Origin of the sequence: Peribacillus phoenicis (assembly GCF_047238085.1) — a bacterium.
GTDB lineage: Bacteria > Bacillota > Bacilli > Bacillales > DSM-1321 > Peribacillus.
In genome coordinates, this window is the sequence record NZ_JBDFMF010000001.1 from 1664420 (window position 1) to 1683729 (window position 19310).

Below are 19310 nucleotides of genomic sequence, written 5' to 3' on the forward strand. Positions count from 1 at the left end.
AAATTGTCAAACCTAAAAAAACTGTTAGACAAACTTATTTAATAAGTTGGATATTCATTCATCATCAGATTTCCGGTGTTGAAATCGTGCTACTTTTTTTCTATTACCGCATATTTTCATTGAACACCACTTGCGTCTCCCGCTTTCATCGATGAATAATAGTACGCAATCATCATTCGAGCATCGCTTTAGTGATGACAGCTTATTTTCTTCAATTAATTTTAAGGAGTCAAAGGCAATATAAGATTGCAGGATATCTTCCGCTTCTCCAACAGGTATTGGAACCAGTTTTTGATCACTTAGTTTATAAGTGAAAGGTGATTTTTCGATTTTTTTTTCTAAAAAGGCGATAAACTCATGAGGAATCGGATTCCCATCTGCTATTAACTCAAATTGTTTTCTTAAAATAGTACGCATTTGTAGAATGCCTACAAATACCTGCCCGATTCTCTCTTTAATTTTTGAGGATAACTGATTAGCCAAATAAGAGTTTTTCCCTTTTATTACAGTAAGCCAGTCCAGCACATCCCGTTCTGAAAGTAATAAGTCCTGCCGCTGACCACGACTGACCAGTTCTGTATTCACTAAATCCAGAGAAAGATTACCTGATATAAGTGGAAATTTATTGGTTTCAGACATAAGTTCATCTCCCATTTCCCTGCTGAAATCTAACCATAAAAATGTTAATTGAGGGGTTATATCATAATTATACCCTATTTCGGTATTTTTCAGCTACTCGTTATCTTGAGAGAAATTACGGGTTAACATGAATGTTATCAAACATCCATATTTGCAATAACAGGATTGTAATTGAAAGTACATGATAATCAATCCTTTTAAAGTGAGGAAAAAAGTTATTGACAAAACCTGTACGTACAGGATAATATGAAAGCGTATACAGAACCTATACGTACAGGTTATAAAAACAACAATATTTTGCTTTCTAGGGAAAGGAAGTAGTGAAATGGGTAAATACACAGAACCAGCAACGGATTTGCTCCAACATGTCGGAGGGAAAGAAAATATTGCGACGGTTACGCATTGTGCAACAAGAATGCGTTTTGCGTTGAAAGATCCCGCCAAGGCGGACGTAACGAATATCGAATCGATTAAGCTTGTGAAAGGAACGTTTACACAAGCTGGCCAGTTTCAGGTCATAATCGGGAACGAAGTATCATCGTTTTATAATGAATTCGTTTCCATAGCTGGACTTCAGGAAGCGTCAAAAGAAGATGTGAAAAATGCGGCAAAACAGAACATGAGCTGGCTGCAGCGGATGATTGCACATCTTGCGGATATTTTCACCCCGCTGATTCCTGCCATAGTCGTTGGCGGACTCATTCTTGGATTCCGCAATATCATCGGGGATATTAAAATGTTCGATGACAGCACAAAGACCCTTGTGGATATTTCACAATTTTGGGGAGGGGTACACGCCTTCCTTTGGCTGATAGGTGAAGCAATTTTTCATTTTCTTCCTGTTGGGATTACATGGTCGATCTCGAAGAAAATGGGCACTACCCAAATTCTCGGCATCGTCCTTGGTTTGACCCTGGTTTCCCCACAGCTTCTAAATGCATATGCAGTGGCAAACACAAAGGCAAGTGATATACCTTTTTGGGATTTCGGTTTTGCCCAGGTCGATATGATCGGCTACCAGGCCCAAGTCATCCCAGCGATACTTGCAGGGTTCGTCTTGGCGTATTTAGAACGGTTCTTGAGAGATAGGGTGCACAATTCCATTTCCATGATCGTCGTTCCATTTTTCGCTTTACTTCCAACTGTAATCATTGCCCATACCATTTTGGGGCCTTTAGGCTGGAAAATTGGTTCTGTCATTTCTACGGTTGTATATTCCGGATTGACCTCATCAGTTGGCTGGCTATTTGCTGCCGTTTTCGGCTTTGCCTATGCACCGCTTGTCATCACAGGCCTGCATCACATGACAAACGCAATCGATCTTCAGCTTATGAGTGAACTTGGCGGTACGAACCTATGGCCGATGATCGCATTATCCAATATTGCGCAAGGTACGGCAGTGCTAGCAATGATTTACATCAACAGAAAAGACCAGGAGGAAAGACAGGTTTCCATTCCCGCCACGATTTCATGTTATCTAGGTGTAACCGAGCCAGCCATGTTCGGAATTAACCTGAAATATGGCTTTCCGTTCTTAGCGGGCATGATCGGTTCACTTTTCGCAGGTATCGTTTCAGTCGGATCTGGAGTAATGGCAAATTCCATCGGCGTTGGAGGGATCCCAGGTATCCTATCCATCAAGCCGCAGCATATGGGAATGTTTGCACTCGCGATGCTGGTTGCATTCGTTGTGCCATTCATTTTGACTATAGCATTCTCCAAGCGCCCTAATATGAACTTGAAAACAAGAACGAAAACAACGAAACTAAATGCTTAATAACGCGGAGGGAGAGCATTCTCCCTCTTTTTTTACCATACTGGCAAAAGATACATCAGGGTTAAGCAGGGGAGGAATTACAATGAAGGATTTTAAAAAAAGTACGATCTATCAAATTTATCCGAAGTCATTTAAGGACTCGAACGGTGACGGCATCGGGGACATAAATGGTGTGATAGAAAAACTTGATTATTTGAGTAAACTGGGAGTGGATTATATTTGGCTGACCCCTTTTTATCGTTCACCTCAAAATGATAATGGATATGATGTAGCGGATTATACATCCATTGATCCTGTTTTTGGGACGATGGATGATTTCGAAAGATTGGTGAAGGAAGCTAATTCGCGGGATATTCAAATCATGCTGGATATGGTATTCAACCATACATCAACAGAGCATGAATGGTTCCAAAAAGCACTGGCTGGAGAGAAAGAATATAAGGACTATTATATTTTCAAGAAATCGAAAAATGGGGAGCCCCCTACGAATTGGATTTCGAAATTCGGAGGCCCTGCATGGGAATATGTAGCGGAACATGATGAATACTACCTCCATTTGTTCGATCGGACACAAGCTGACCTTAATTGGGAAAATCCTAGAGTGAGGCAGGAAATCTTCAATGTAGTGAACTTCTGGCTGGATAAAGGTGTGAAAGGGTTCCGTTTGGATGTCATCAATCTTATTTCGAAACCTGACATCTATGAAAATGACAAAGATGGAGATGGACGATGCTTTTATACAGACGGTCCCAAGATTCATAAATTTCTAAAAGAGATGAATGAAGAAACTTTCGGGAAGGATGAAGAGGTGATGACTGTAGGGGAAATGTCATCGACGACCATTGACCATTGCATCAAATATTCATCTCCAGTTGAAAAGGAGCTGTCCATGGTATTCAGTTTCCATCATCTAAAGGTGGATTATAAGGATGGGGAAAAGTGGTCACTTGCAGATTTTGACTTCAGGCAGTTAAAGGAGATCCTAAGCAGCTGGCAATATGGGATGCAAGAAGGAAATGGATGGAATGCCCTGTTCTGGTGTAACCATGACCAGCCGAGGATCGTATCCAGATTTGGGAATGATCAAGAGTATCACAAGGAATCGGCCAAGATGCTGGCAACAGCCATTCATATGCTTAGGGGAACCCCTTATATTTATCAAGGCGAGGAAATAGGGATGACCAACCCGAAATTCAATGATATTGGACAATATCGGGACGTGGAATCGATTAATTATTACAATATTTTAAAAGAGGCAGGCAAGGATGAAAAGGAAATAATCGAAATCCTTCAAGCTAAATCCCGTGATAACTCGCGAACTCCAATGCAGTGGGAAAATTCGGAGCATGCAGGCTTTACAAAAGGGACTCCATGGATTGCAGTGCCTGATAATGCCAAGATCATCAATGCTGAACACGCACTGATGGATCAGGATTCCATTTTTCATCATTACCAAAAACTTATATTCTTACGCAAGAAACATGATATCATTGCATATGGGGACTATCAGGAAATTCTTGGCGACCATGACCAATTGTTCGCCTATGTACGCAGTTATGATGACGAGAAACTTTTGGTCATCAATAACTTTTATGCAAAAGAAGCGTCCTTCGAAATTCCAAAGGATATAGACCTATCCGGATACAACTCAGAGCTCCTTCTCTCAAACTATATCGATTCGAAAGAACTTGCAGGTGATGTTATCCTTCGTCCCTATGAATCGGTTGTCTATTTGTTGAAAAAGGACGAGTAGCAGACTAAGAAAAATATATTGTGGTGATGAAATGAACAGCAAATACCTATCGTTATATAGTGATATCGTTTCAAAAATTGAAGAAGGAATCTTTCCGACAAATTCAAAGCTTCCTTCCGAAAGCAGCTTCATGGAAGAGTATGACATATCCAGGGATACTGTGAGAAAATCCTTACAGTTGCTTGAACAAAATGGATATATCCATAAAATCAAAGGCAAGGGTTCCTTTGTCTTGGATTTCAGCAAATTTAATTTTCCTGTAGCAGGGTTGATTTCCTATAAAGAAATGGTGGAAAAGTTGAATTTGCATTCCAAAACGATCATCCATAAGTTGGAGCTTGAGACCCCCGACACTAACATGGCCAAGCTTCTGGACTTAAATGATGATGGTGAAGTATGGAAGGTATTTCGGGTACGCCAAATCAATGGGAAGAAAATCATACTGGACAAAGACTATTTCAAAAGCGAATTCGTAACTAACCTGACCAAGGAAATTTGTGAGGATTCTATTTATGGATATATCGAAAAGGAACTCGGGCTCCAGATTGGTTTTTCCAACAAGGAAATTACCGTGGAGCCATGCAGCGAGGAAGATAAACAATTATTGGACATTGAAGACTTCGATATGGTGGCAGTTGTGAAAAGTACGGTCCATTTAATCGATGGAAGCTTGTTTCAATATAGCGAATCCAGGCATAGACCCGATAAATTCAAGTTCACGGACTTTGCACGAAGGACTTGGTGAAGGTTAAGGAAGAAATGAAATGAAGGACTGACTATTGAAAGTTCAGCTTCATTTAAAATGAGAGGCCGTGGCGGGCTTTGAAGACATTTTTATTTTTGAGCGAGCGGGGAGAGGAGGAGAGTCAAACTTAGTTTGACTCTCCTTCTGCTTGTTTAGTGGTATGGGAAGCATTAAGTAAAACCACTCCGCCAATGATTAATACTAAGCCGCCTAATGTAGTAATACTAAATGGCTCATTCCATAATAGTACGCCAATCAATGCTGTTAAAGCTGTGCCTATACCTGCCCAAATGGCATATGCCAAGCTTAACGGGATTGTTTTAAGACATAAAGATAAGCTATAAAAGGCTATTCCAAATCCTATTATAACCCCAAATGAAGCGGATAAATGAGTGAAGCCTTCGGACAACTTAAGCATGGTCGTACCAAATACTTCGCTTATGATTGATATTCCTAAAGCTATGTATCCTTTCATATTATTACCTCCGATTACTAAATTGTTAAGAAGTGCCTCCACTAGAGAGTTTCAAAACAACCACCCCTCCAATGATCAGGACTAAACCTAAAAATTTTTTCACATTAAAGCTTTCTTTATAAACGATAACTCCCACTAAAGCAGTTAAAGCAGTGCCTATTCCTGACCAAATGGCATAAGCCGTTCCAAGCGGTATGGTTATTAATGATAACGATAGGCAATAAAAAGCCAAACCCATTCCGATTACCACACCAATGGAAGGGAATAACCTTTTAAACCCGTTTGATACTTTTAACATCGAACTGCCAAACACTTCACTTAGGATGGCTATTGCCAAAAATGCATAAGGATTCAAGATGAACTCCTCCTAAATATTGATTAATATTTTCAATCACTTCACCCAAGAATCTTATCATCTAAAAGTCTTATATTAAACTAATACCACCTATAGTCAATTTCATATTTTCTGTCACTGCATTTCACGCTCAATATTAGGCTGAAAGTGATACAATAAGCCGCTTCTTCGAACCTGATAGCAACATATAACAAGGGTGAACAGGAATTTTTAGGGATTTTGTCGAATGATTCCTTTAACGATTATATTGGGGTGAACTTATTTCATGGAATTTAAAATAAACAAAGAATGCTTCAAAAAGGCGATTTCAGATGTCAGCCATGCCGTTTCCATAAAAACGCCTATACCCATTTTATCAGGAATAAAGATAGTGGCTAATGACGATTGCTTAACCCTTCTTGGTAGTAATTCCGATATTGTCATTGAAAAAACCATTCCTTTAACGATTGATGATGTAAAGGAATTGGAGGTTCATGAAAAGGGCACTGTTGTTTTATCGGCAAAATATTTAAGTGAAATCGTTAAAAAATTATCTGATGTCATCCATGTTAAGGTGAATGAAAATCATTCAGTTACTATTAAATCAAATGAAATAGTAATGAATTTAAAGGGATTACATTCTGGGGAATACCCAAATCTTCCACAAATAGATGGAGCTTGTTATTTTAATATCCCAAGTGCTGAATTATTGGAAATCATAAAACAGACTGCGTTTGCCGTTTCTAAAAGCGAGGCAAGACCTTCCCTGACAGGAGTTAATTTGTCTATCAGAGAAAACAGCCTTTCTTGTGTTGCAACAAATTCCCATCGTTTAGCGTTAAGAGAACTTTCGTTGGAATCGAAGGTGAATGGGTCTTTCATCGTTCCAAGTAAAAGCCTTAATGAATTAACCAAGTTAATTAATGATGAAGCGGGTATCATACATATTTTCATTACAAAAAGTTATATCGTCTTTAAATCAAATAATATCTCACTTTTTTCAAGGCTGATTGAAGGTAATTATCCGAATGTATCAGGATTGCTGCCAAAAGATTTGAAAACGATCATCACCATGGATACGAAAACACTGTTAAGGGGTATTGATAGGGCCTGCCTTTTTGCAAGTGAATGGAAAAATAACAATGTACATTTAGAAATTCTGGACAATAGTAAGCTAAAGATATCTTCTAACTCAACAGAAATGGGGAAAATTGAAGAAGCGCAAAGCATCAAGGAAATCAGAGGTGATGCGGGGTTAAGTATATCACTGGATGGAAGTTTTTTATTGGATGCCTTAAAAGCGATAAAGGAAAAAGAGGTAAAGCTAAGTTTTGGCGGTCCAATGAGACCTGTCTTAATTGAGCCAAGCGATAATCCCTCCTATCGTCATCTTATTTCACCAGTGAGAACATATTAAAGAACAAAGACTATAAAAAACGAATAACAGGGTGAACGGCAACAGCTGATTAATAAAAAAACAAGGATGGGTGTTATGGATAGTGGGGTAATGCCAAATGCATTCACCATGAAAAAGAGGCCCAGAAAAGTCTGGGCCCATATATTTATATAGATTGAAATAACGGTTTTCATTCTTGGTTTCAAGCAGGCAAATCAATTATATGAAATAAATAAATAGTTATTCGGCAATATAGTTGCTTGAGCACTTTCGAAAAAACCTCTGTAAATACAAAATTTATTTCAAAATATAACTCGATAGAATACATAATATAAATGTGATCCAACAATAGCTAAATACCCACAATTCGTTTTTCAGTAGGATTTATTAATAATACGGAATTACGTCCGGAATAAGCACTATAATGGGCAACTGTCAACCAATTATCACATGCCGTCATAGTCGTCATTGTTAACGATAAGATCCATATCAAATACATTGAAATCCACCATGATTTTCTGCAATTCCAGTGAAGTTGCTGATTTACCCGAGCCACTAATGCCAGTCATAATAAAAAGAGGGTAAGTCATGATCATCACCTTCCAGTATGTTAAGGAAATAGGTTACTAATATCCTAATGATATTTTCCACTCTATTTATTAGTATATTCAAACTGTTAATTCGCCTCTTTTTTTACCCAGAATGAAAAAAGAACTTTGCCTTCCTCTTTAGGAATGGGATTCTTCTTTATGGCTATTGACTGGCCTATATAAATAATTGTACTTTGAATATGGACATTACTGGTATATGGAAATTCACAGGATATAAACAGGGGGATAATTATGTATGTTAGTCAAACCAGGGATCATGAAGTAATTGCAAAATTAAATCGAAATGTTCACAATCTGCATGCAAAACTATATCCTAAGTATTTTAAGGAATATAATTATAGTGCAATGAAAGAGTCTTTCAAAAGTTTGGTTGAAAATAACAGTTTTGTTTTTCTCGTTTTAAAAGAACATGAAGAACCGATCGGTTACGTATGGATTGAAATTAAAAACTATCCAGAAAGTGCTTTTAAAAATGCGTATAAATCAGTATACGTGCATCAGCTTAGTATCGTTGAAAATCAAACCAAAAAAGGTTACGGTAAAATACTAATGAATGAGGTCTATGAAATTGCCAAAAAGAATGATATAGATTTAATTGAACTGGATTATTGGTTTGAAAACAAAGCTGCAAAAGAGTTTTATCAAAAACAACACTTTAAAAAGTATAGGGAGTTTGCATTTAGACAGTTGTAAATCCTTTGACACTCATTATTCAAAGGATGGAGGAAGGAATTAATAAAAACCCCGAATTGGGGTTTTTTTAATTAATATCTTATCATTCTCCTAGAAAAACTAGGGGGTTGAGGGACTCCACAAATAAAGCTTTGGGAATAACACTCTTTCACGATACTTCGGGTATGCGGTATATATGTGTTGAAGTGTTTATTCACCGTAGTTGTATGTGTCGGGTGAAAAACCGGAATCACCGTGTTGATGACATTGGTTTTTACATATTGCTTTGCTGTGGAGATTTGTGTTGGAGTATACTGAGTAGGCATTCTGTGAGGTGGGCAATATTGTCGTGGACATTGACCACCTTTCGGATGCCCCCAGGGCTTATTATACATTTAAACACCTCCTGGATTTTTTTGAAAGTCATTATTAGTTTATGAAAATAAATGATAAAGGGACTAGTATAAATGCCTTTATCAAAAATATCCTGGGCATATCAGATTTTTCACTCATTTTAAAAAGCATTAATTTAAACGAATTCGGTTAATCGCTTGACGAACAAATGACTTGTGTCTTTTTCGCCAGTTATTTTCCTTGCTCTTTTCCAAGCCCCATTCTGGAAATGTAGATAACCGTAATGCGGCAAATAATTGCCAGTAGGGTAAGTTTGTAAAATTCACCTCAGGCATCAGGGTTTTATATTGATTGGTGAAGTCATTCATCGCTTGCATTCCAAAATGATATAAAATTTCAAGCTGACTATTGGCAAGGTCAGCCAAAGGGTCCCCTAAGCCTGAATCTTCCCAATCAATTATGGAAACTAGTTTATCCTCTTTCCATAATAGATTTCCTGGCCAATAATCACCATGAAGGATTACTTCCTTATTCATGGATGGTAAAGGCGTGAAATATTTTAATAAATCTCTAATCAAGCTCAGATTTAATGTTTCGTCCAGGATTACCCTATCGTTATTATTTAACATTTCGATATATGTATTTACTAATTTAGGCAGGAATGTTAAAGATAGATTTGCACAATCAACACGATGGATTTTTGCTAGATTGATTGCTGATTGTAAGATATGATCGTTGAGATTTGAGGGTGTGAATTCTGACTTGCCCTCAATAAACTCGATAAGTATGCACGGCTTGGAAAAAATCTCGCCCGATTGCTCTAGGTAATATGGCATCGGTACAGGCAAACCTGCAGCTTTCAATATCCCTAAGAGCTTGTGTTCATCAGCTGCAACATTTGGATTCCGTTTTAGGTCATGATCACCATGCTGACGAACGATCATTTTCTTGATCCGCCCTGAAGGATGTAATACTTCAAGGCCTGTGACCTGTGCAGAAATTCCGCCTTTTAATTCCCATGCGCGAATTAGCTTGCTTCCTTGATTAAACTTTTGAACCAATTGTTCAAACTTACCATATTCATTCATCATACAGCTCTCCTTTAAAATTAAAGCTCTTGGATTAGTTTCCAGATAACTTCCGTGAAAATTAAAGCATTATGTTAGTACTTCAATAAATGAAACCAATAGCTTGTTTCACACGTAGAGTAATCTAAACAAAGTGAGGTGCGCTGACATTGAAAATAGAAAAATATAAAGTGGAAACATCAAAAGGGACTTTACAATATAATATTAGTGGAAAAGGCAAACCAAATATAGTTTTGATTAACGGTGGTTCTGGACCGATAGAAGGTTGGATGAAAATACTACCGGCAATTTCGGAAACAGCATCTGTATTTTCATATAATCGCTTTGGTGTTGCTGGCAGCGATAAACCGAAGGAAAGCCAAGACGGGAAAAGTATTGTTAACACTTTAATTGAGGCATTAACAATCGTGGGGTTTGAACCTCCATACTTATTGGTCGGACATTCGCTAGGCGGCCTATATGCTAATTTATATGCCCGACTTTACCCAAATGATGTGGGGGGAATAGTTTTTTTAGAATCCAGTACAACGAAAGATATAAGCCTTGATGAATATCAAAGCAATGCCGTAAAAACCATTAATAAGATGTTCAAGGTGTTTGATTCCTTATCCTCGCATAAACAATTCAATGAAGTTAATTTTGTAAAAAAAACTGTGGATCAAATCCAACAAACTGATATCTTTCCCGAAATACCTGTATTTGTCATTACTGGTGGACAAGAAAATCGAATGATGCCAGAGGAAATTCGAAAAAAACGACTTGAGAATCAATTGGAATTGCTTTCATTGTCAAGAAACAGCAAACACATTGTCGCAAAAAAAAGTGGGCATTTTCCGCAATTATCCGAACCAACTATAGTGATTGACTCAATCAAAGATTGTGCAGAACAATTAAATAAAACAAACCATAACTAAAAATAATCTATTACTTTATTTTTAGATGCCCAATAATTCCTGATAGAAAAGTATAAAAAAGGAAGAAGGCTTTTTGAAAAATTTCCCGTCCATTTGGCGAATGTCATCATATAATGCCATGACACCTTTAGGGTGTATTTTTTTTTGAACTGTAGCCGAGAGGATGAATTCTTTATTTTGAAATTTCTTTAATCAGATAGTTACGTGTACAAGCATTTATTGATACGTAACATAAGATTAATAGAGGTGATAGAAATGGTAAAAGTATTTATTGATCCCGGCCACGGCGGTACGGATCCAGGCTCGGTGGGGAATGGATTGAGAGAAAAGGATTTAACTTTATCCATTGCAACTCGAATCAAAGACATCTTATTAATAGAATATAATAACGTTTCTGTAAAAATGAGCAGGTCCCAAGATACGTACCCCTCTTTAAACGATAGGACGAATGCAGCGAACGCGTGGGGAGCCGATTTTTATCTCTCCATCCACATTAATGCCGGCGGTGGCACTGGGTATGAGGATTACGTTTATACTTCTACTAATCAGATTACGAAAACGTATCAAGATCATATTCATTCAGAGGTCATGAAGCTTATCAACATCCAAGACAGAGGACAAAAAACAGGAGATTTATATGTGCTCCGTGAAACGGACATGCCTGCACTCCTGACCGAAAATGGATTTATCGATAATGTCAATGACGCAGCCAAATTGAAAACGGCATCCTTTATCGAATCACTGGCTCGCGGACATGTAAACGGTTTAGTTAAATGCTTCAATCTTAAAAAGAAAAATACAGCTGTATATCACACAGTCGTTAGTGGTGACACCGTATACTCCTTAAGCATTGCTTATGGCAGTACGGTTCAGCAAATTAAAGATTGGAACGATCTTGACAGTCAGTACACCATTACAGTAAACCAGAAATTGCGTGTTAAATGAATAATTAATAGATGCCTGGTTAAATTATTTTTAACTTCCAGAAGCACACCACACACGAAGCCCTTCTCAAAAAGAGTTTGTCTACAGTTTTTTAGGGTTTGTACAATTTGAACCCCTGGACACGCTTTTCCCACAGGAGTCTCGCACACCCGCTCCAATCAAAATCAACTTGTTTTAACTTTTAGGTAGAACCTCTTTGTCTACAAACTCAGCCCTTCTCAAAAAGAGGGGCTTTTCCTTGTTCAGGAATATGCATGTAATAAAATAATCGTGTACATACTACTGTCCTATAAGTACTTGGAAAATAGCGGAGGAAGTGAAAGGGAAAAATAAAAAAATTGCACAGAAGGCAAAAGTGGAATTTGATATATACTCTCGGATTTTCCAGGAAACAAGCCTCTGACGGGATTCGAACCCGCACTCCTTTCGTATGCATAGGCTAGGGGAGAACACGCTTCCCTACGGATTTTCACCGGCAGGAATTCCACCTGCCTCAGCGTATTTGCTTTTCGGTGCTTCTGAAACCCTTACCTTGCGACCCGGTGGCTACAAATGTTTTCCGGCGCTCTTCCCTTCTAGAGCTACAGAGGCAAATGCTTATCATCCCATTATAAGATTCTTATATGAGGTTGTGAACCGAATAATAAAAATATGATAATTTGATTGCCTAATACAGACAATTATATTCATTCTGTATGAAAGGGAAATTTACTGAAATAAGAATACTAGGAAGCTTATAGTTCCAAAAACATTCACTCAATGAAATAAGTAATCTGGGGAAAACGGATATAGGCTGACACAAATTTATATTTACATTTTGCAAAGACATATTTAAAGAACAATACTAAAAAGCACAAACCATGATGGCTTGTACCTAATATGTATCAGTCAACAAAGGGAACTAAAGTAATATTCCGTAAAGAAACTCTAAGTTGATATTAATCGTATATTTTAATGGCTTGAACCACTTTTCCTAAAATTCGAACTCTATCATTTTTTAAGTTATAGGTTTTTTCTTCATAAAAAGGATCCGTGCTGCAGGGAGTGAGTGTGATGTTTTCTTCAGCGATATTCACTTTTTTGACCGTAGCATCGTGACCATTTACCAAGACCACTCCAATTTTTCCTTTATCAACGCAGGTTGTTTTTTCAACGAGAATCAAAGATCCGTCACTGAATTCTTTGTTCATGCTATTGCCGTTCACTCTAAGGAAAAAATATTCTTTATTCGTTTTTAGCATTGAATTTAATGTAGGCATATAGGCTTCTATATATTCATTGGTAAAATTAGGCTTTCCAGCAGGAATATTACCATAGACCCCAATTAATCTTACATTCTTTTCATTTAGAAATTCCATTCCAGGAGCATTTCTAACGCTAGGTGCTCCTTCAATGAGGTGGGATAGCGGTATTTCAAAGCATGCGGACATCATGCTCAATTTATCCATTAAAGGTTTATTCCGTCCGGATTCCCATGCTGATACTGCCGTTGGCGCCACCTTTAATATATTTGCCAAATCTTCTTGTGTCATTTTTCTTTCTTTTCTTAACATTTTAATCCGTTCACCAATGTGCATATTTCTTCACCTCTTACTTGAATATACACCATGAGTGAAAATGAGTAAACTTAAAGTGCGTGAATTTTGCGAAAAATTGTTGGTAACTATACTTCAAGTGTGATATTATTTTTTTAGATAGGTGGTGACAAGATATGACAAACGTTAAGTTCACACTTAAACAAGCGAGGAAGTATAAAGGTTTAACACAAGAAGAAATGGCTAAAGTGCTGAAGATGGCCAAGAGAACTTACATTGACTATGAGCAATATAAGATTCCTTTGCGAATCGATAAGGCTTATTTGTTTGCTGAATGTGTAGGGTTCTCGATCGACGATATCATTTTTTTTGATCCCCACCTACACTTCAAATGTAGTTAATGGATCAAGACTATCAACCATTTCTTCACCAAAGTAACCATTCCTGGGGCAAGATTTAAGTAATGATCGAAAGAGGGTGAAAAAAAAGGGGAAAGGAAAATCAGATAAACAAATTGTACAATCGGAAGAACGAGCATAGCCCTGATATCATTTATCCAGTTCTCATTGTGAAATACGTGTATGTGGGGTTGAGGGAAGGGCTTTAAGGAGTTAAAAATCCAAATAGACGATTGATACTGAGATCCCTATGAATGACAGCCAATTGCTGTGAAAGAGTTTTTTTTAACAATTTACTTAATGTATAGGATGGACTTCAAATCACCATGAATAGGAGCAATTGGACAGTGGCAAATTCGAAGAATAATATTTGGATGATCATAAAAAAGTCAAGCCCTATATCCTTTGCAGGAGAAGGGCTTATTCTCTTTTCCTTCGTGAACATAAAGCATTCGATATATGGATTTCCTCCATAAGGATAATTTAATAAATGGAAAATGACTGTATACATAATCGAATCGAAGGCAAACCATCATACTATATCTCCATTTTTTATGAATTCTTCTAGTTTTTTTCTCCCATCTTTATGAAGATAGCAGGTAATGGTATGCAAAAGTACAAATATATACTAATGAAGGCTATGAAAGGCCTGGAAGGAGGGCGTTGATAATAGGATGAGTTCGAAAAATTCCACATGATATTGGAGGAGATAACAATTGAAAAGGAATGTAATCAATTATGTCGTTTTTCTTGTCCTCATTCTAACCATATTGATTATGGCTAAGCCAGACATTTCCTCAGCAGGAAAATTAAAGCCTCCTTCCGAAACTTTCAGTCCAGGGGATTGGTTTCTTGGAAGTATTCCTCCCAATCTTGATACGAAGAAACCACCGATCGTGTTTGTTCAAGGGAAAAACGGCAGTTCAACCAGCTGGTACGGTGAAACGGATTATCATGGTGTCAATGATATGTATACCAAAGCGTATGAAGCAGGCTACCAAACTGTTTTTGTTCAGCTTCATGATTCAGCTGGAAATGGATCAGTGAGCCAATATGCCAATGGAAGGCTTTTAGCTCAAATGCTTGCAGAAATCAGTAACCATTTCGGGGGCGAAAAAGTAAATATTATAGCTCACAGCAAAGGGGGCCCAGATACCCAAGCGGCTCTAGTGCATTATGGAGCACACCAATATGTTGGAAGGGTGATCACTTTAGCTTCCCCTCATCATGGTTCTCACCTAGCTGATTTGGCTTATAGCTGGTATGCAGGCTGGCTTGGTTCCCTATTAGGTCAAAAAGATGAGGGAACTTATTCTTTACAAGTTGGTAAAATGGCGGAATTTCGTTCTGTCACGGATAACCACGTTAATTCTCGTAAAAACATGTATTTCACTGTGGCAGGCATGAACAGAGGCCCGGTTCTATCAGCCTTATCAATGGGTGGACAATATTTATCTTCATATGGGGAAAATGATGGTCTAGTGAATGTATGGAGTACAAAAATACCCTATGCAACACATTTATTTTCAGATCCCAACTTTGATCACGACAATATACGAGTCGGCTCAGCTGTATTTTCAAGAATTGAACCATATTTAAGAAGCACTTCCACCGCTGGGATCCCTGAATATAATGTCAATTATAAAGAACGGGTTGAAGATGATGTCATTACCACCGCACTCGCTCAAACCGTTCTGGGTGATGTCCTGAAACAAAATGTCTGGATCGAACAAAGCTTCCATGTAAATGAAGCAGCCCCAGGCAATATAAACATATATACAGCCTCAAATGATGTTGAGATTGAATTGATTTCTCCATCCAATAAAAAGTATTCACCTTCCTTAAAGGTTCATTCAGCCAAAAATGAAACTTCCTTTTTTAATGGTGTAACCATCCAATCATTCAATAGAAACAACCTTGAAATTGGTGATTGGAAAGTGCGAATGAAGACTAAATCGCCAAAAGACGCCTACCTTTTCACAGCACAATTTAACGAAAAGAATCCCATTACATTAAGTATGGCCGGTAAAGTTAAGCAAAAAGATGCAAAATTTTTAATAAAGAACCCAATGAATGATAAAAAAAGGCCAATCAGCACAACATTTTCGGTTCATCTAATAGATGAAACCGGTAATGAAATTAGTGAAAAAAGCTCAATTAAGGCAATGGATACCGAAAATTTTACTGGCACCCTTCCAGAAGTACCTAAGTCAGGTGTTTATAATGTAACAATAGATGTCAAGGAAAAAAATGTGTATGGTACTGAAAGAACCCGGACGCTGATTCGTTCGGTCTATATTGAGAAATAGTGAAATGCCGTCTCTTCTTTGAGAGTGTATCAGACTGTAGACAAATTCTAAGTTTGCCTACAGTCTTTTCTTTTAAAAAAAGATCCAGTCGATTGCAGAAAATCCGCTTCCTTTCCGCCGACTGTCTGCCAAGCCTGCTCGGCTAGTCAGGAGTGTAAAAAACATAAAGGATAACTTACTTTTCCCGACAAATTGATCCCTTCTCTTAATTGAGAAGGGGTTTTTTGGATGTGTGTAATGGGATGTTAACATGGGTGTTAGTGTTTAATAAAAAGATTGCTGAATTGCAGCGAGAGATACCCTGTATAGGTTTAATCCGTCTTTTTATAGGATTCTCTATAAGACAAAATACCAGTTTTGAGTGCAGCATAATTGCCAATGTTTGCATAGCCATAAAACCAGCCCATGAAAATTCCTGAAACCAAGTGATGACGATGACTGATGAAAATGGAAATGAACAAGTTTTGAAGGTTTTCAGTGTCCAACTTAAAAAGCCGTCAATCCATTTAATTATATGGATTGACGGCTTTTCCTGTTTGGTAGGGAAGTGGATAAATAATACGCGGAGCGATCCACTTCTAGGTAAGTAATCTATAATGAAAAAATTAGCCAGACATCGGAACTTTTTGTGCAGGACAAGCTGTAACCTTTTTCATAGAGGAGAATACGATAAGAATGAAGATAAACAGTGAAAAATAAAGTAATGCCTATTAGTGGGAGGTTCTAATGAGCAAGGAAACATTTATTAAGGAAATTGCTCCCTATGCCCAGAAAATTCAACAGGAATTTAAAATATTACCTTCTGTTGTCATTGCACAAGCTTGTTTGGAGAGTGGATATGGGACAAGTTTATTAGCAAGCAAAGGAAAAAATATATTCGGTACAAAAGGTGACTTCAAGGGTGAGTCAGTCATTATTCAAACAATGGAATATGTCAATGGTGTGCCCGTTCAAGTATGGAACAAATTCAGAAAATACCCATCTTGGGAAGAAAGTCTTCGAGATCTCGCCAATTTATATGTAAAGGGGACTTCATGGAATAGAAGTCTTTATACAGCTGTCATTGGAGAAAAAGATTATAGAAAAGCACTCAAAGCAATATTCGATGCGGGGTACGCCTCGGATCCCAAATATATTGAAAAACTGGTGAACCTTATCGAAACAAGCGATTTAACAAAATATGATGCAAGCATTGAAGAGGTTTATCATATTGTCCAAAAAGGGGATACCGTCTCTGCGCTTGCAAAAGCATACGGTTCTACACAAGTGCAGATTCAACAGTGGAACGGTTTGGTCGATCTTAACCTCATTAAAGTGAACCAAAGATTACGAGTGAAGTGAATTTTAACTGGGAGCGGTAGTTAAAGCTCTCTTTTTTATTGTAATCAGATTGTTACCAAAGTACATATTAGGCGAGCGTATAACTTCCATTCGTAATAAAGGATGTTTAAATTTCCATGAAAACTTGATTCTATTAAAAAATATGTCAATATCTAATCTTCCATATGCATATTGAGAGAATTCGGGACATAGATTAAACAAACAAAAAAAGCGCGGTTAGCGCTTTTAGTGTATTTGTCTATATAAGCCTATTACTTTTCCAAGTATCGAAACATCTCGTAAAATAATTGGTTCCATATTTGAGTTCTCAGGCTGAAGCCTTATGTAATCCGGTTCCTTAAAGAATCGTTTTACAGTGGCTTCATCATCTTCCGTCATGGCCACGACGATATCTCCATTATTGGCATTGCTTTGTTGTTTCACGATGACATAATCCCCATCATGAATTCCTGCTTCGATCATACTTTCACCCATGATTTCCAGCATGAATACATGGTCATCATGCGGAACCATGCTTTCGGGAAGCGGAAAGTATTCTTCTATGTTTTCAATGGCCGTTATCGGCATTCCCGCTGTTACTTTTCCAAGTAACGGCACGTTCACGACATTGACTTTGGGAATATTGTTCGCTTCCTCCAAATTCATTATTTCAATGGCCCTTGGCTTGGTTGGGTCACGTCTAATCAGGCCTTTGCTTTCCAGGCGTGATAAATGTCCGTGTACTGTTGAACTTGAAGCAAGTCCCACTGCTTCGCCAATCTCCCGTACGGAAGGTGGATACCCTTTTTGGCGGACCTCTTCTTTAATGAAATCAAGAATATCTTGCTGCCGTTTTGATAGTTTAGTCATTTGTGCACCTCTTCCCCAATGTTCTTTGCTACATTATAGCATGACCCCCAACTCTATACAAACATAAGTTCGAATTTTGTTGTTGACTGAAACAAACGTTCGTATTATAATTTGACCATAACATACGAACGAACATTCGCTTTGGAGGGATATTTATGAAAAATTTATACAAAAATTATATTTATACGATTCTATTAGCGGGATCAGTATTCATCTTTTCAATTTTATTCTCTTGTACATTGAACAATGATCCAAAAAAGGATTTCCTTTCTATAGAAGTAAGTGAGGGTGATACCCTATGGGGAATTGCCGAAGAATATGAAGAAGCAAATTTGACAAAAAAAGAATTCATTGGTTGGATAGAAGAGCATAATGGAGTCAGGGCGGATTCAATTAAACCTGGTCAAGTCATCGTCATACCGGTTAAAGGGGAAGAACTTGTCCAGAATTTGGCCAGTGAGCAGTAAGTAGTGAAGGTAGGGTATTATGAAGGCGGTAATCTATTGTAGGGTAAGCACAGAAAAAGAGTCACAGGAAACATCATTGGCAAGGCAGGAAGATGAATTAGTCAAATTGGCAGAAAAGATGGATGTTGAAGTCATTTCCATAATAAAAGAGCAGGCAAGTGGTTATGAGTTGAATCGGGATGGCATTTTTGACATGCTCGAACTATTTAAAACTAAAGAAGCTGAAGTACTATTAATTCAAGATGAAACAAGGCTGGGAAGAGGGAATGCCAAAATAGCCCTTTTCCATGTCATCCTTAAAGAAGATGTGAAAATTTATACGCTCTCACATGACGGGGAGCTTGAGTTATCGGATTCGGATGCCATGGTCATCCAGATAGTCGGTATTGTAGAAGAATACCAAAGGAAACTACATAATCTTAAAATAAAGCGCGGGATGATAAGAGCCGTTGAAAAAGGGTACCGTCCTCAAAAAAACCTTCAGAATCAAAGGAATTCCACTGGAAGGGACCGTATGGAAATTCCTATTGAAGAAATTATTAAACTTCGGGCCAATGGATTGACATTTGCAGAAATCGCAGCCACTTTAAGGGGCTTTGGATACAATGTTTCCAAGGCTACTGTGAACAGGCGTTTTCTCGAACATCAACTGAATAAAAAGGAAAGTCAATCTTAGAACTTGTAATTTCGCTTTTTTTTTAATACCAT

General features: G+C 37.7%; 20 protein-coding genes. 12 read left to right on the top strand and 8 right to left on the bottom strand.

Going from position 1 to position 19310, the window contains the following annotated elements:
- Positions 1–54 precede the first annotated feature (54 nt).
- Positions 55–639: a CGNR zinc finger domain-containing protein gene (locus tag ABC374_RS08055; protein WP_413016904.1), complete on the bottom strand. Its 585-nt coding sequence runs from the start codon at positions 637–639 to the stop codon at positions 55–57.
- Positions 640–964: 325 nt separating this feature from the next.
- On the opposite strand from ABC374_RS08055, the gene treP reads away from it, so the two are divergent.
- The 3 genes from treP (at position 965) to treR (ending at position 4914) form a co-directional block, all read left to right on the top strand.
- A complete protein-coding gene (treP, locus tag ABC374_RS08060) occupies positions 965–2416 on the top strand; it encodes a PTS system trehalose-specific EIIBC component (RefSeq protein ID WP_350302179.1) in 1452 nt (483 codons plus the stop codon).
- Positions 2417–2498: 82 nt separating this feature from the next.
- Complete coding sequence (gene treC / locus ABC374_RS08065; RefSeq protein ID WP_413016906.1) at positions 2499–4169, top strand: alpha,alpha-phosphotrehalase; 1671 nt, start codon at positions 2499–2501, stop codon at positions 4167–4169.
- A 31-nt stretch (positions 4170–4200) separates the two neighbouring features.
- A complete protein-coding gene (treR, locus tag ABC374_RS08070; protein WP_350302181.1) occupies positions 4201–4914 on the top strand; it encodes a trehalose operon repressor in 714 nt (237 codons plus the stop codon).
- Positions 4915–5041: 127 nt separating this feature from the next.
- On the opposite strand, the gene ABC374_RS08075 is transcribed toward treR, so the two are convergent.
- Positions 5042–5389 carry a DMT family transporter gene (locus tag ABC374_RS08075; RefSeq protein ID WP_350302182.1) on the bottom strand — a complete coding sequence of 116 codons (348 nt, stop codon included), beginning with the start codon at positions 5387–5389 and terminating at the stop codon, positions 5042–5044.
- Between the two features lie 25 nt (positions 5390–5414).
- Positions 5415–5744 (bottom strand): DMT family transporter, encoded by a 330-nt coding sequence (locus tag ABC374_RS08080; protein WP_101221634.1) that lies wholly within the window; start codon positions 5742–5744, stop codon positions 5415–5417.
- A gap of 265 nt (positions 5745–6009) precedes the next feature.
- On the opposite strand from ABC374_RS08080, the gene dnaN reads away from it, so the two are divergent.
- Positions 6010–7140, top strand: coding sequence for a DNA polymerase III subunit beta (gene dnaN / locus ABC374_RS08085; RefSeq protein WP_413016909.1), 1131 nt, complete (start codon positions 6010–6012; stop codon positions 7138–7140).
- A 331-nt stretch (positions 7141–7471) separates the two neighbouring features.
- Here the strand turns inward: dnaN and ABC374_RS08090 are convergent, their stop codons facing one another.
- Positions 7472–7618 carry a hypothetical protein gene (locus ABC374_RS08090; protein WP_350302184.1) on the bottom strand — a complete coding sequence of 49 codons (147 nt, stop codon included), beginning with the start codon at positions 7616–7618 and terminating at the stop codon, positions 7472–7474.
- Positions 7619–7961: 343 nt separating this feature from the next.
- Between ABC374_RS08090 and ABC374_RS08095 the strand changes: the two genes are divergently transcribed.
- Positions 7962–8423, top strand: coding sequence for a GNAT family N-acetyltransferase (locus ABC374_RS08095; RefSeq protein WP_350302185.1), 462 nt, complete (start codon positions 7962–7964; stop codon positions 8421–8423).
- Positions 8424–8494: 71 nt separating this feature from the next.
- Here the strand turns inward: ABC374_RS08095 and ABC374_RS08100 are convergent, their stop codons facing one another.
- Both ABC374_RS08100 and ABC374_RS08105 read right to left on the bottom strand, forming a co-directional pair.
- Entirely contained in the window at positions 8495–8797 is a 303-nt protein-coding gene (locus ABC374_RS08100; RefSeq protein ID WP_413016912.1) for a CotD family spore coat protein, read from the bottom strand.
- Positions 8798–8926: 129 nt separating this feature from the next.
- Entirely contained in the window at positions 8927–9847 is a 921-nt protein-coding gene (locus ABC374_RS08105; RefSeq protein WP_413016914.1) for an aminoglycoside phosphotransferase family protein, read from the bottom strand.
- A gap of 146 nt (positions 9848–9993) precedes the next feature.
- Between ABC374_RS08105 and ABC374_RS08110 the strand changes: the two genes are divergently transcribed.
- Both ABC374_RS08110 and ABC374_RS08115 read left to right on the top strand, forming a co-directional pair.
- Positions 9994–10758: an alpha/beta fold hydrolase gene (locus ABC374_RS08110; protein WP_413016916.1), complete on the top strand. Its 765-nt coding sequence runs from the start codon at positions 9994–9996 to the stop codon at positions 10756–10758.
- A gap of 255 nt (positions 10759–11013) precedes the next feature.
- Positions 11014–11703 (top strand): N-acetylmuramoyl-L-alanine amidase, encoded by a 690-nt coding sequence (locus tag ABC374_RS08115; protein WP_413016918.1) that lies wholly within the window; start codon positions 11014–11016, stop codon positions 11701–11703.
- Positions 11704–12641: 938 nt separating this feature from the next.
- Here the strand turns inward: ABC374_RS08115 and ABC374_RS08120 are convergent.
- The gene (locus ABC374_RS08120; RefSeq protein WP_413016920.1) at positions 12642–13280 is read right to left on the bottom strand and encodes a LexA family protein; all 639 of its coding nucleotides are present in this window, start codon (positions 13278–13280) and stop codon (positions 12642–12644) included.
- Positions 13281–13414: 134 nt separating this feature from the next.
- Here ABC374_RS08120 and ABC374_RS08125 point away from each other — a divergent pair, with 134 nt between their 5' ends.
- The 3 genes from ABC374_RS08125 to ABC374_RS08135 all read left to right on the top strand — a co-directional run bounded on the left by ABC374_RS08125 (position 13415) and on the right by ABC374_RS08135 (position 17286).
- On the top strand, positions 13415–13639 hold the full coding sequence (locus ABC374_RS08125) for a helix-turn-helix transcriptional regulator (RefSeq protein WP_101221641.1): 225 nt from the start codon (positions 13415–13417) through the stop codon (positions 13637–13639).
- A gap of 773 nt (positions 13640–14412) precedes the next feature.
- Positions 14413–15945: an esterase/lipase family protein gene (locus tag ABC374_RS08130; RefSeq protein WP_413020297.1), complete on the top strand. Its 1533-nt coding sequence runs from the start codon at positions 14413–14415 to the stop codon at positions 15943–15945.
- Positions 15946–16671: 726 nt separating this feature from the next.
- The gene (locus ABC374_RS08135) at positions 16672–17286 is read left to right on the top strand and encodes a glucosaminidase domain-containing protein (protein WP_241594279.1); all 615 of its coding nucleotides are present in this window, start codon (positions 16672–16674) and stop codon (positions 17284–17286) included.
- Between the two features lie 225 nt (positions 17287–17511).
- Here ABC374_RS08135 and lexA read toward each other — a convergent pair whose 3' ends face one another.
- Positions 17512–18135, bottom strand: coding sequence for a transcriptional repressor LexA (gene lexA, locus ABC374_RS08140; protein WP_101221643.1), 624 nt, complete (start codon positions 18133–18135; stop codon positions 17512–17514).
- 155 nt (positions 18136–18290) lie between these two features.
- Between lexA and yneA the strand changes: the two genes are divergently transcribed.
- Positions 18291–18602 carry a cell division suppressor protein YneA gene (gene yneA, locus ABC374_RS08145; protein WP_137020070.1) on the top strand — a complete coding sequence of 104 codons (312 nt, stop codon included), beginning with the start codon at positions 18291–18293 and terminating at the stop codon, positions 18600–18602.
- A 19-nt stretch (positions 18603–18621) separates the two neighbouring features.
- On the top strand, positions 18622–19278 hold the full coding sequence (locus ABC374_RS08150; protein WP_350302192.1) for a YneB family resolvase-like protein: 657 nt from the start codon (positions 18622–18624) through the stop codon (positions 19276–19278).
- The last annotated feature ends 32 nt before the right edge of the window (positions 19279–19310 follow it).

Coding starts and splice junctions, on each gene's coding strand:
- ABC374_RS08055 (WP_413016904.1), bottom strand. CDS start 639: ATGTCTGAAACCAATAAATTTCCACTTATATCAGGTAATCTTTCTCTG.
- treP (WP_350302179.1), top strand. CDS start 965: ATGGGTAAATACACAGAACCAGCAACGGATTTGCTCCAACATGTCGGA.
- treC (WP_413016906.1), top strand. CDS start 2,499: ATGAAGGATTTTAAAAAAAGTACGATCTATCAAATTTATCCGAAGTCA.
- treR (WP_350302181.1), top strand. CDS start 4,201: ATGAACAGCAAATACCTATCGTTATATAGTGATATCGTTTCAAAAATT.
- ABC374_RS08075 (WP_350302182.1), bottom strand. CDS start 5,389: ATGAAAGGATACATAGCTTTAGGAATATCAATCATAAGCGAAGTATTT.
- dnaN (WP_413016909.1), top strand. CDS start 6,010: ATGGAATTTAAAATAAACAAAGAATGCTTCAAAAAGGCGATTTCAGAT.
- ABC374_RS08090 (WP_350302184.1), bottom strand. CDS start 7,618: ATGTATTTGATATGGATCTTATCGTTAACAATGACGACTATGACGGCA.
- ABC374_RS08095 (WP_350302185.1), top strand. CDS start 7,962: ATGTATGTTAGTCAAACCAGGGATCATGAAGTAATTGCAAAATTAAAT.
- ABC374_RS08100 (WP_413016912.1), bottom strand. CDS start 8,797: ATGTATAATAAGCCCTGGGGGCATCCGAAAGGTGGTCAATGTCCACGA.
- ABC374_RS08105 (WP_413016914.1), bottom strand. CDS start 9,847: ATGATGAATGAATATGGTAAGTTTGAACAATTGGTTCAAAAGTTTAAT.
- ABC374_RS08115 (WP_413016918.1), top strand. CDS start 11,014: ATGGTAAAAGTATTTATTGATCCCGGCCACGGCGGTACGGATCCAGGC.
- ABC374_RS08120 (WP_413016920.1), bottom strand. CDS start 13,280: ATGCACATTGGTGAACGGATTAAAATGTTAAGAAAAGAAAGAAAAATG.
- ABC374_RS08125 (WP_101221641.1), top strand. CDS start 13,415: ATGACAAACGTTAAGTTCACACTTAAACAAGCGAGGAAGTATAAAGGT.
- ABC374_RS08130 (WP_413020297.1), top strand. CDS start 14,413: ATGGCTAAGCCAGACATTTCCTCAGCAGGAAAATTAAAGCCTCCTTCC.
- ABC374_RS08135 (WP_241594279.1), top strand. CDS start 16,672: ATGAGCAAGGAAACATTTATTAAGGAAATTGCTCCCTATGCCCAGAAA.
- lexA (WP_101221643.1), bottom strand. CDS start 18,135: ATGACTAAACTATCAAAACGGCAGCAAGATATTCTTGATTTCATTAAA.
- yneA (WP_137020070.1), top strand. CDS start 18,291: ATGAAAAATTTATACAAAAATTATATTTATACGATTCTATTAGCGGGA.
- ABC374_RS08150 (WP_350302192.1), top strand. CDS start 18,622: ATGAAGGCGGTAATCTATTGTAGGGTAAGCACAGAAAAAGAGTCACAG.